The 11,886-nt window shown below is 54.0% G+C and carries 13 protein-coding genes; 5 read left to right on the forward strand and 8 right to left on the reverse strand.

What is annotated here, in order from left to right:
• Positions 1 to 23: 23 nt before the first annotated feature.
• From W822_RS26945 to W822_RS26955, 3 genes are all read right to left on the reverse strand, one after another.
• Positions 24 to 1,031, reverse strand: coding sequence for a Bug family tripartite tricarboxylate transporter substrate binding protein (locus W822_RS26945; RefSeq protein WP_024003637.1), 1,008 nt, complete (start codon positions 1,029 to 1,031; stop codon positions 24 to 26).
• A gap of 73 nt (positions 1,032 to 1,104) precedes the next feature.
• On the reverse strand, positions 1,105 to 1,746 hold the full coding sequence (locus W822_RS26950) for a GntR family transcriptional regulator (RefSeq protein WP_024003638.1): 642 nt from the start codon (positions 1,744 to 1,746) through the stop codon (positions 1,105 to 1,107).
• A 64-nt stretch (positions 1,747 to 1,810) separates the two neighbouring features.
• Positions 1,811 to 2,785: a Bug family tripartite tricarboxylate transporter substrate binding protein gene (locus W822_RS26955; RefSeq protein ID WP_024003639.1), complete on the reverse strand. Its 975-nt coding sequence runs from the start codon at positions 2,783 to 2,785 to the stop codon at positions 1,811 to 1,813.
• Between the two features lie 315 nt (positions 2,786 to 3,100).
• Here W822_RS26955 and W822_RS26960 point away from each other — a divergent pair, with 315 nt between their 5' ends.
• From W822_RS26960 to W822_RS26980, 5 genes are read left to right on the forward strand one after another with little or no spacing between them, the layout of a single operon-like run.
• Positions 3,101 to 3,628, forward strand: coding sequence for a cupin domain-containing protein (locus W822_RS26960; protein WP_024003640.1), 528 nt, complete (start codon positions 3,101 to 3,103; stop codon positions 3,626 to 3,628).
• Positions 3,629 to 3,651: 23 nt separating this feature from the next.
• Entirely contained in the window at positions 3,652 to 4,536 is an 885-nt protein-coding gene (locus W822_RS26965; RefSeq protein ID WP_031242078.1) for an alpha/beta fold hydrolase, read from the forward strand.
• Positions 4,533 to 5,390, forward strand: a complete 858-nt coding sequence (locus W822_RS26970; protein ID WP_024003642.1) for an IclR family transcriptional regulator — start codon at positions 4,533 to 4,535, stop codon at positions 5,388 to 5,390. Before W822_RS26965 ends, W822_RS26970 begins: the two co-directional genes overlap by 4 nt.
• The gene (locus W822_RS26975; protein ID WP_024003643.1) at positions 5,383 to 6,183 is read left to right on the forward strand and encodes an aspartate dehydrogenase; all 801 of its coding nucleotides are present in this window, start codon (positions 5,383 to 5,385) and stop codon (positions 6,181 to 6,183) included. Before W822_RS26970 ends, W822_RS26975 begins: the two co-directional genes overlap by 8 nt.
• Before the next feature lie 45 nt (positions 6,184 to 6,228).
• The gene (locus W822_RS26980) at positions 6,229 to 7,203 is read left to right on the forward strand and encodes a Bug family tripartite tricarboxylate transporter substrate binding protein (RefSeq protein ID WP_024003644.1); all 975 of its coding nucleotides are present in this window, start codon (positions 6,229 to 6,231) and stop codon (positions 7,201 to 7,203) included.
• Positions 7,204 to 7,241: 38 nt separating this feature from the next.
• Here the strand turns inward: W822_RS26980 and W822_RS26985 are convergent, their stop codons facing one another.
• The 5 genes from W822_RS26985 to W822_RS27005 form a co-directional block, all read right to left on the reverse strand.
• Complete coding sequence (locus W822_RS26985; RefSeq protein ID WP_253272216.1) at positions 7,242 to 8,066, reverse strand: phosphodiesterase; 825 nt, start codon at positions 8,064 to 8,066, stop codon at positions 7,242 to 7,244.
• Between the two features lie 4 nt (positions 8,067 to 8,070).
• Positions 8,071 to 9,126, reverse strand: a complete 1,056-nt coding sequence (locus tag W822_RS26990) for an ABC transporter ATP-binding protein (protein ID WP_024003646.1) — start codon at positions 9,124 to 9,126, stop codon at positions 8,071 to 8,073.
• A gap of 12 nt (positions 9,127 to 9,138) precedes the next feature.
• Positions 9,139 to 9,939 carry an ABC transporter permease gene (locus W822_RS26995; RefSeq protein ID WP_024003647.1) on the reverse strand — a complete coding sequence of 267 codons (801 nt, stop codon included), beginning with the start codon at positions 9,937 to 9,939 and terminating at the stop codon, positions 9,139 to 9,141.
• Positions 9,940 to 9,948: 9 nt separating this feature from the next.
• Positions 9,949 to 10,776, reverse strand: a complete 828-nt coding sequence (locus W822_RS27000) for an ABC transporter permease (RefSeq protein ID WP_024003648.1) — start codon at positions 10,774 to 10,776, stop codon at positions 9,949 to 9,951.
• 76 nt (positions 10,777 to 10,852) lie between these two features.
• Positions 10,853 to 11,863 (reverse strand): ABC transporter substrate-binding protein, encoded by a 1,011-nt coding sequence (locus W822_RS27005; RefSeq protein WP_024003649.1) that lies wholly within the window; start codon positions 11,861 to 11,863, stop codon positions 10,853 to 10,855.
• Positions 11,864 to 11,886: the final 23 nt, after the last annotated feature.

An 11,886-nucleotide genomic window follows, 5' to 3' on the forward strand; every position in this document is an offset into this window, starting at 1 on the left:
TCCGCTAAATGAGTGTTAATTGATTATTCGATGACAATACCCGCCGACTGAATAAGCTGGGTATACTTGCCAATCTCGGCCTTTACAAAGTCCGTAAATTGCACTGGCGAATTGGCGGTGACCGCTGCACCGTCTGACTCCAGTCGGGCGCGAATGGCTGGTTGCTCCAGAATCTTGTTGATTGCCTGATTCAGGCGCAGGATCACCTCCCGCGGTGTGCCCTTGGGGGCGAAATACCCGCCCCACAAACTGTAGTTGAAGCCAGGCACGGTTTTCTCTGCTACTGTTGGAACCCCTTCCAATGCTGCAAGGCGCGTACCCGTTGTCGTTGCCAGCGCCTTCACTGTGCCGGACTTGATGTGGCCCATCGCCGCTGAGACGCTCGAAAAAAAGCAGTCAACCTGGCCGCCGATCACATCCGTCATTGCCTGTCCGGCGCCCTTATACGGTACGTGGGTCATTTTGGTATGAGTGCCGAGACCCAATGCCACTGCTGCCAAATGGCCGGGCGTTGCCGTTCCCGACGAGGCGTAATTGACCGACTCAGGTACTTTTGCGGCCTTATCGATCAATTGTTCAAGCGTATTGAACGGCGAGTTCTTTGCCGTAATCAGGACCAACGGCGAATCTCCCACCAACACGACCGGCTCCAGCGCTTCGAGCGCCTTGTAGCCTGCGTTCTTGTTGGCAACGGGATTGATCGCAATTTCACCGGTCTGCCCCAGCAACAGGTGGTGCCCGTCCGGCTTTTCACGAATAATGAGGCGCGTGCCGAGCATGCCCGATGCGCCCGGACGATTTTCCACCACCACAGTTTGCCCGAGGACCTTACCCAGAGGCTCGGACAGCATTCGGGCGAAAAGATCCCCCTGACCGCCCGGCGCATATGGAACCGTCACTGAAACGGGCATCGTCGGGTAGGATGTCTCACTGGCGTGGCTCGCGCCGATACGCGCCACCGGTAGCGCCAGTAACGCACAGCCCGATTGCAAAAATCGTCGCTTGCTGATCAATGAATCTTGCCTGTTCATATTTCATCCTCGTTATTTTCTGTGGCAACATCTGCTCTCCGTTACCCAGAGCCCCGTTCCATCCGGAACCGGATCAGCCGACGTCACGCAATATTTTCAGGCGCTCCAGGAACGCCTGCCTGATATGCTGCTTGGCAGCCATATTAGCCGCCTCCGGATCCCGCTTGCGTATGGCCTCCAGAATTTGGCGATGCTCTGCTACGGCTTTTTCTGCTCGCTGAGGAGACTGCAAAGTGCTACGACCCAGCAAAAACGTGGTATCGGTGATGGACTGCAATGTGCGAATCAAGTGCTGGTTATGCGCGGCGCCATAAATGGCTTCATGAAACTGCAAGTTCATCCTGACCGGATCGCTCTCGGGTAGCGCGCTTTGTTCCAGAATGAATTGCATATTATCGATTTCAGCGTCCGTCGCATGACGGGCAGCGAACTCGGCCGCCGCACCTTCCAGTACCTCGCGCATCGCATACAGCTCGGTCACTCCCTGGCGATCGATCTTGGTGATCACCAGCCCACGCCGTGGCTCATGTGTCAAGAGCCGTTCGTCCTCCAATCGTTTGAGCGCTTCCCTGACAGGCGTGCGACCCATGCCGATCAGCTTTGAAATTTCCAGCTCGCGCAGGCGCGCATCGCCGCTGAAAAATCCGCTCAGGATTTTTTGCTTGATATCGCGATAAGCCGCGTGAAACTGGGTATTGTCTTTGGAAATAGGCATGGTGGTTACTCAACTGACGGTTCGGTGGGAAAGCCAAAGCGCGCTGCTGATCGTCCGCTTCGCACTATGATTTCGGTATTGTATCGACAACCGACTTCCATACCGCCAGTTCCTGCTCCAGCATTTGCCCAAACTCGCCTGGCGTACCCGTCACGACATTGGCACCTTCCTGCTTCAGGCGATTGCTGATCAACTGCCCTTTTGCAACTTTGTTGGCTGTGGCATTCAGCCTGTTCACGACAGGCTCGGGAAGACCAGCGGGCCCCAGGACGCCCCACCAGGTTTTGATATCGAAATCTTTCACGCCTGACTCCTGCAATGTCGGCACGGAGGGAAACAGGGGTGAACGCTCCTTCGAGGTCATGGCCAGCAGTTTTACTTTATCGCCCCGAACCTGCTCAAGCATCGTCGGCATGGTCGCAAAAAAAGCCTGCACGCGACCGGCAATCAGATCCAGCGTAGCCGGGCCGCTACCCCGATATGGCACATGAGACATGGTCACGCCCGTGCGTTGCGTGAACAGCGCGCCCGACAAATGATTGATGCTGCCCGGACCCGCAGAGCAATAATTCACACCACCGGGATCAGCCTTTGCTTTCTTGAGCAGCTCGTCAACGTTATTGACGCCAAGGGATTTGTCGACCACCAGCATCAGCGGGCCGTTGCCCAATTGCGCGACGGGTGTGAAATCCTTAATGGGATCGTACAGCTTGCTCTGTTCCCAGGCTGCGTTTGTCGCGAAGGTCGACGTTGCAAACAGGAGTGTGTAGCCATCCTTGCGGGCCTGGGCCACCCTGGCGGCACCAATGGATCCTCCACCGCCACCTCGATTCTCAACGACGATCGTCTGACCCAGCGCCTTTCCGAGTTCGGATGCGAACTCCCGGGCAATGCTGTCTGTACCGCCGCCAGCGGCAAAGGGTACGACAAGTGTGATCGGCTGGGTCGGCCAGGCGTCCGGCGATTGCGCCAGCGCAGTCCCATTGGCCAGCGCCAACAGCAAGGTGGCAACCGGTGCCAGCCATCCGCTTTTATTCATTGTTTCCTCCAGACTGTTTATTTAAATATATTTTTGTATACATAAATATATTTAAACGGATAGTACACGAGGTTTACCAAAGGTGTAAAGACAATTTGCCACGAAGTAACTAAATGCCGAACTGCTTACTGAGTGGATAAGCCCTTGTAAAGAGCACCCAGGAAAACAGCATGAATGTCTGGAAATCAGGGTTAATACCAGGTTGTTGCGGTGCATCTGCCCGATTAGACTACGTTGTCTCATTTGTGAATCACTGTTTCATATATAAAACGTTCAAATTTGATTGAAAATATTCGGACCCACTGGAGTAAAACGATGACCGACACAAATAGCCCCCCACAGTCTTTGCAATGTCCCGACGGCGTGTCGCTGCAGGACTGGATGGAAAGCCGAATCGCCCGCTACGCCACCAGAAAATACGATTGGGAGGCATTGAAATTTCAGGCAGATTTTGACCCCAAGTATCGGCGTGCGCAGATGCGTTATGTTGGCACTGGCGGCACCGGGGTCGCGAGCGATGCCAACACCGTGCCGGCCGAACACTTCACCTTTTCTACCATGGTCATTCCCGCCGGCCACGAAGGCCCCCCCCATCTGCATACCGATGTTGAAGAAATTTTCTTTCTGATTCGCGGCAAGCTCAAGGTTGTAATAGAGAAAGACGGTGAGCGCTTCGAAACTGTGATGACCGATCGGGACCTCATTTCGGTGCCACCGGGCGTCTATCGTGAAGAGATTAATATTGGAGATGAAGATGCACTCATGTGCGTCATGCTTGGTTCAAAAAAGCCGGTTACTCCTACCTATCCGATCGACCATCCCTTGGCCAACGTTAAACGCTAGTACCTGTGGAGTTGTTACCGTTAATGTTTTCCGACTCCCCTAAGCCAACGCTTTCTTCTGAAGAATTGCATGACTTGAATCAGCGATTCCCGCTGGTTCGAATCGCTACCGAAACGGGGCAGCAGATCGCATTCCGTTCCGCAGGAACCGGCCCGGTTACTGTCGTCTGTCTGCACGGGATCGGCTCGGGCTCTGCGTCCTGGATAAACGTTGCGCGACAGTTACCTTCCGGATTGAGGCTAATTGCATGGGATGCACCCGGTTACGGCGAGTCATCTTCCTTGACCGCAGAGTGCCCCAAAGCAACAGATTACGCTCATTCACTTGCAAATATGCTGCAAATCCTTGGCGTACACAGCTGCGTTCTGATCGGCCATTCACTTGGCGCAATGGTCGCCAGTGCATATGCTCGCGAGGCAGAGCGCAACGCGGTAAAAGCACTCTTGCTCATTAGCCCGGCGCAGGGATATGGAGCAACGGCAAAAAAGCAGACGCGAAACCGGATTCTCAATGAACGCATAAGCCAATTGGAAAATGATGGTGTAGTGAATATGGCTGTTAAACGTTCGAGTCGTCTGCTATCGAATCGGGCAACCGAGGCCGACCGCAAATTGGTCATCTGGAATATGGTTCGCCTGCACGACAGGGGTTATCGACAGGCCGTCAATCTGCTTTGCAACGACGATCTGACGGAATACCTGCCGCCGCCCGAAGATATATGTGTTCAGGTTGCCTGTGGAACGGAAGATATCGTTACCACACCAGAAAGCTGCGCCCAAGTTGCGCGCCGGTGTGGCCGACAACTAATTCCTATTGAAAATGCTGGCCACGCCTGCTACGTGGAACAATCCGGGCAAGTTCTGAATATCATGACGACTCTCATTCGCACTTTTCGGGAAACGCAATGAATACCAATCTATCTAAATCCGAAGACAATAGCGAACGCTATACAGTTCCTGCACTTGAACGCGGGCTGATGCTGCTATCGGAATTCAACCGCGCCAGGCCGACGTTAAGCGCTCCTGAGCTTGCCCGGCGCCTTGACATCCCCAGATCCACCGTATTCCGACTTCTCAATACTCTGGAAAGTATGGGTTTCATAACGCGTACGGAAAGCGGCAACGAGTATCGTCTTGGCGTCGGCGTATTACGTTTAGGATTTGAATATCTTGCCTCTCTGGAATTGACCGATTTGGGCCGGCCCGTCCTCGAAAAGCTTTGCCAGGATGTGCAAATGCCTTGCAATCTGGTCATACGTGACGAAAACGCCATTGTATATATCGCAAAAGCGTCGCCTCCTACCCCATTTGCCACGTCTGTGAACATTGGGACTCGCTTGCCTGCACACGGAACGATATTAGGCCATGTCCTGTTGAGCGAGCTGAACCTGTCTCAATTGCATGAGCAATACCCGGAAAACAAACTTCAGATATTTACCAAACACACCCCACATGATGTTCAGGCACTCCATGACTGTTGCCAGGCAGCACGTAAACAGGGTTATGCGGTCAGCGAAGGTTTCTTCGATCCTGCGATTTCCACCATTGCAGTGCCGGTGTTTGGTCATAACAACAAAATAGTCGCCGCCATGGGCGCAAACGCGATGGCTGCCAATTTCGACCGCAGCAAAATCGGACGAATTATTTCCCGTATCCAAGAAGCCGCTGAGGATCTGTCCTCTCTTCTACGCCATTCTCCTTTGGGCATAAATCAGAGTACGCCTCAGAAAAGCGGCAACAACGCGGCAGACGAGCATGCTTAGTATTGCGCTGATCGGCTGTGGGGCAATAGGCGAATCATTACTCAAATCGATTCGTTACGACAACCATCTGCAAGTCGCCGCCATTGTCGTTTCCAAAAGGTCGATCGATCGTGTGGCCCGACTTGCGGAAACACTGGCTCCTGGCGCCAGTGTCAGTGAAAATATCCCTGATAGCGGAATAGATCTGGTTGTGGAAGCTGCCGGTCATCGTGCCATAGAAGCGCATGTTCTCCCGGCTCTTAAGCGCGGTATTTCAGCCGTGATTGCATCGGTAGGAGCCCTGGCGATGGACGACCTCGCGCCACGCCTGGAAACAGCAGCGACCAACGGTAGAAGTCAAGTCCATCTTATCGCCGGCGCAGTAGGCGCAATCGATGCTATTGCCGCGGCAAAAATCGGTGGACTGGACAAAGTACTCTACACAGGCAAAAAACCCGCGCTCGCATGGCAAGGCACGCCAGCCGAACTGCAGTTCAATCTGGCCACACTCACCGAAGCCACAGTGGTGTTTGAGGGCTCCGCACGTGATGCTGCACAACGTTTCCCAAAAAATGCCAATGTCGCGGCAACGATCGCTTTGGCCAGTCTGGGCCTGGATGCGACCACAGTGCGTTTGATCGCAGACCCGAAGGCGTCCACCAATATCCACACCATCGACGCTTCTGGCGCATTTGGCGAATTGAACTTGACCCTCAGCAACCGGCCACTGAGTGACAATCCTAAAACGTCAGCGCTAACCGTGTATAGCATGGTACGAACGCTTCAAAACCTGACTGGCACGCTGGTCATCTAGATGACGCGACTTCTTTTAATCAAGAAACGAATGTAGGAGTTAGGAATGAATAAGCTATTATCAAAACTGTTTAGCGCATCTGTTTTGGCCGTCGCATGCAGTTTTTCAACAAGCCTGTTCGCGGCGCAGCCGCCCTTGCGCATTGTTATCGGATTTCCACCCGGCGGAGTGCTGGACACCTTTGCCCGCTCACTTGCTGAAGAAATCTCAAAACGGGAAAGCAGACCTGTTGTCGTCGTCAACAAACCTGGCGCCTCGACATTGCTGGCTGTCAATGAGGTAGCCCGGGCAAAACCAGACGGATCTACTATGCTCCTGACACACTCGATGCCGTTCACTATTTATCCTTATACTTATAACAAACTGCAGCATACTCAGGATGATTTCGCACCCATTGGATATCTCGCAAGCATTCCAATTGTCATGACATCGGGAAAGAGTCAACCGTTCAAGACCGCTCAGCAATACATCGCTTGGTTACGAAAAAACCCCGACCAGGGCGCAGTAGGAGTAATCAGTCTCGGGGGGCAGCCCCATTTCGCATTATTGCAAATGGCAAAGGCATTGGACGTTCCTGTTTATCCAGTTCCGTACCCCGGTACTCCACAACTGCTCAACGATCAGATCGGAGGCAATATCGGCGTAGGTTTATTGGCCATCGGCCCGCAAATCGAGCTATATCGAGCAGGAAAAATCAACATCCTGGGGTTGGCTGGTCAATCGTCGGTCAAATTCATGCCCGAAGTCAAAACGTTGGAAAGCCAGGGGATCCAGGGTTTCGACAAGCTCAGCCTGTGGTACGGTGCGTATTTCCCGAAAGACACGCCGCCTGAACTGGTTGATAAGTACGAAAAAATGTTGACTGAAATTGTCAATCAGCCGGCATTGCAGAAAAAATTCGAAGGCCAGGTGTTGATTCTCGACGGAAAATCAAAGAAATACGCGGTTGACCTTCTGGATCAAGAAAGAAAGTACTGGCAGCCGATCATTCAGAAATCAGGCTTCAAGGCTGATAAATGAGCAAATGGCGCCGGACCACTGTTCGATATTTTTTCGTCTTAATCAATCAACACCCCGCCTTCATGAAACGGATACGGCCCTTCAAACTGCCCCGAAGGCGCCAGATGGGATACCAGCCTCCCGTTGAGGTCATCCCAGGCATGAACCCTGAATCCGGGCGGCTCCAACATCCATGAGGACTCTGCCTCTTCATCCAGATCCAGCGTCACCTGATGAGCAGGCGCAGGGGCAGTTGAGGCAATGGTGCCGCCAAAGCGCACGTCAATGGCTCTATGCAGATGTCCGCAGATAATACGTTCGATATTGTTATACCCGGACACGATCTCCTTCAATTGTTCCGCACCGGTCTGCACGCCGATCTTGTCCATATGACCGATCAGTGTTCTGAAGGGAGGGTGGTGCATGGCGATCACCACGGGCCGGTCTTCACTGTCAGCCAGCGCCTCGCGCAACCACTGCAACCGTATTGCACACAACTCACCGCCACTCTCCTGTGGGATGACGGTATCCAATGCAATCAGTCGTAGTTCGCCAATATCAACCACGTATTGTATGAACTCACCTTCGCCCAGATAGCTATGGTCTGGAAATGCGGCTCGCAGATTTTGCCGATCGTCATGATTCCCGGGAAGAAGATAAAGAGGCATATCAAGCGGAGCAAGCAGTTCGCGAAGATGCGCATACTCGGCTGGCCGACCAAAGTCAGTCAAATCACCAGTCAACACGATCGCGTCCGGTCGCTGGCGCAGCCTCAAAACCGACTCGACACAGGTGCGAAGGTACGGCGCAGTATCCAGGCGACCATAAGCCAGCTTATCGGGTTCGCGGATATGCAAATCAGTCAGTTGTGCAAAAATTGTCATGGTTTCAGTTGTCATAAGCGGGAAGAAATCGGGAGGCATCGATACGCAGGCCGACGGCTTCGCCCTCCCGGAAAAGGGTATCGCCCGGCTGTTCGGCCATCATCAATTGCCGGTTGGCTGTTTTCAGTTGCAATTGCACCCGGTCACCCAGAAAAACACGGCGCTCTACCGTCGCACGCGGCTGTCCATCGCACACGGCCTCCACACGAATATCTTCCGGGCGCAATAACACCGCGGGGTGCGCCTTCAAGTGTTCAGGACAGGCAAGAACGGCATCTCCAAACGAAATAATGCCATTTGCAATCGCGCTGTCGTCACGCTCCAGGCGGTTTACCCGCCCCAGGAACTGGGCGACGAAAGGATGCTCCGGTTTTCTGTAGAGTGACTCCCCGTTCCCGACTTGCATAATCAGACCTGCGCTCATGATGGCCAGCCTGTCGGCGATGGCCAGTGCCTCATGCTGATCGTGTGTCACGTGTACCGCAGTAATCCCCAGCCGGCGCAATAATTCCGCCAATTCGTCCCGCAGTGATTCCTTCAGTTTCGCGTCAAGCGCCGCCAGGGGCTCGTCCAGCAGCAGCACGCGCGGCTTGACCGCGACGGCCCGGGCCAACGCGACACGCTGGCGCTGTCCGCCCGACAACTCCGCCGGACGTTTTTTCTCCAGGCCATTCAGACGTACCAAATCGACCAGCTCGCCAACCGTTTTCTTTTGCACCTCAGCAGAAACGCCCCGCACGCGCAAGCCATATGCAATATTGGCCTCTACCGTCATTTGCGGAAACAATGCATAGCTCTGAAAGACCATCCCAATGCCGCGTCTCTCGACGGGCAGATGAGTCACCTCCTGCCCTGCAAACAGAATGCGACTGCCTGGATCGGCCGCTTCAAGTCCCGCCAGCAGGCGTAGCAATGTCGTCTTGCCGCAACCGGATGGCCCCAGCAGGGCGATCACTTCACCGGGATTGATGGTGAGCGTCACCGGCTGCAGACCGCGAGTGCCGTCCGGATAGGTCTTGGCACAATCGATAATTTCTATGCGTGTCTTTTCAATATTCATAACGGTAATATCTCAATTGCCATAGCGCTTCTGTACCCAGTTTGCGACGCCCTGCAGCAGCCAGAGGATAGGCAGAATCACCAGTATAAAAATAAGCGTGTAGGCAGAACCTACCTCGATCCGCATTGACGCATAGCTGTCCGCCAAACCGACAGGAAGCGTTCGCGTCAGGGGTGTATGCAACATCCATGTCAGGTTGAATTCGCCAATGGACAGGGTAAAGACCATGAGCATGCCGGCCAGGATTGCCGGAAAAACGGCAGGCACCAGCACGCCCAAAAAGCGTTGCATGAATGAGGCGCCCAGCGTTCGGGCTGCTTCTTCAATGGCCAGAAGATCGGGACGCTGGAAAGCAGAGGAAACAGTTCGCACCATGAAAGGCAGCGTGAACAGGATGTGCCCGATCAAAATAAAGCCAAAGCTTTGTCGCAACAGATTGATGTCGCCATACGCAAGGATCAGCGCCAGGGCCGTAGCCAGTCCCGGAACGGCAACTGGCAGAGTCAGAACCTCCTCAAAGGCACGGGCGTAACGTGACCGGCTGCGCGCCAAAGCATAAGCACAGGGAACGCCAAGCAACAGCGTGCAGGCAACACACACCAGAGCCAGAATCACAGACGCACTTACGGTTGAACCATAAACCGACCAGACTTCCTGGAGCCAGCGCAACGTCAGCCCGCTTTTGAGTCCTGTTCGGTAATTATTCACCAGGCCCGCCATGACAGATATGATGACAGGCACGAACATGAACAGACAAACCACACATGTGATGAGAAAAAGAAAGGGGGCAGGTTTTTGCGATTGAGCATGCATGTTGAAGTCCTACGCACCAGATGATGCCGTGCCGGCCACACGCGCCAAAAACAGCACCGCCCAGGTCACCAGTCCTAGCGCAATCGACAGCGACGCGGCAAGCGCAAAATTGGCGTAGTTGGTGAACTCGTTATAGATCGTAATGGGAACAACCTCGAATTTACTGGCCAGGGTAAAGGCCGTGCCGAACGCACCCATGGCAGTGGCAAAAACAATTGCGCCGCAAGCCACTGTGGTGGGCGCCAATTGCGGCAACCATACATCCCGCGTGATTTCCCAGCGCGATGCACCCAGGACCCGGGCCGCCTCTTCCAGTTGCCCATCCATGGCTTCGGCCGCTGCGGTATACGAGGCAATCGCACGCGGCAGTGAAAAATACAAATAACCCAGAAACAAACCGATCATGCCGTAAGCGAATGTCATTCGTCCCATTCCAACAGCGCTGGACAAGTCGGCAAACCAACCCTGCCGGCCACCCAGCAAAATAATGAAAAAGCCGATAATGACGCCGGGAAAGGCCAGAGGAGCCGTCAACAAGGACAGCAAAACCTGGCGACCGGCAAAACGCCGGCGTGCCAGATAGACCCCCACCGCACCGCCGATCACCAGGGTCACGACAGTAGTAGCGAGCGACAGCAGAACAGTGTTGATCATGCTCCACATATACCTGCTATCGGTCAAAACGAGGAAATAGGTCTCCCAGCCCTTTTCAGCCGGCAGCGCAATCAGCCGCACAACAGGAAGAATCCAGAAGGCCACGAAAAACACCGTCGCGGGCGCGAGGCATGCGAGCAAAAGACGATGATGACGGTTTTGAGCAGCAACACGCCCGGACATTTTTCTGTTTCCTGTTTTGACTATTTCATATGTCATTGATATGGCCTAGCGGGCACGAACGTGCCCGGCAGTTCTACTAGCGCACTTCCTTCATATAGCGATCGGAAAAGCCTCTTTGCACTTCGGCCATCTTGCCATAGTCAATTGCCTTGACACGGGCGTAGTCAGCTTCCGGCAGAAACTTGTCCTGAACATCTTTGGGCATGGCAGTGGCACGCACCGGACGCAAGAACGCGCGCGCCCAGATTGCCTGGCCTTCGTCGGACATGACAAAATCGAGCGCCTTGCGACCGTTGTCTGCATGCGGTGCATTGGCCACCAGGCTCATCACGTACGGCACAGCAACCGTTCCTTCCTCGGGAATCACAAATTCAACATTGGCCTTGTCTTTGTATTTTGCACGGTAGGCGTTGAAGTCGTAGTCCAGCAGAATACCGATTTCACCAGACAGCAGACGCGCGTACGACGTCTGCTTGGGAACGATCGGGTCGTTGGCCTGCAGGGATTTGAAATAATCAATACCAGGTTTGAAATTATCCAGCGTACCGCCCAGCGCCGCATTGGCGGCCACGGCACCCACATAACCCACAAAGGCCGAGGACGGATCAAGATACCCGATCAATCCTTTATATTCAGGCTTGAGCAGGTCTTTCCATGACTTGGGGACAGGCTTGCCATCAAGTGCGTCGACATTGACCATAAAACCCATCGTGCCTGAATGGGTCGTAAACCAGTGTCCATCCGGGTCTTTCAGATCGGCCGGAATATCATCCCAATGCGCCGGTTTATAGGTACCCAGTACGCCTTCTTTTTGCGCCTGAACCGCAAACGAAATGCCCAGATAGGTGATATCGGCAACCGGATTGGACTTTTCTGCCACCAGTTGAGCCAGTGACTGCCCGGAATTTTTGTTGTCAGCCGGAATGGTCACCCCGGTCTTGTCCTTGATAGCCTTGAGCTGTGTACCCCAATCGGCCCATTCGGTAGGACAGTTATAACAGATCGCCGTCTGTGCAGATGCACTCGCGGCAGCAAATCCCAGCGCCAGCAGGCCAGCCTGGGCGACACGTTTAAGAATGCGGGACATTCCAATCTCCAGAATAAATAAAA

Origin of the sequence: Advenella kashmirensis W13003 (assembly GCF_000506985.1) — a bacterium.
Lineage (GTDB): Bacteria > Pseudomonadota > Gammaproteobacteria > Burkholderiales > Burkholderiaceae_B > Advenella > Advenella kashmirensis_A.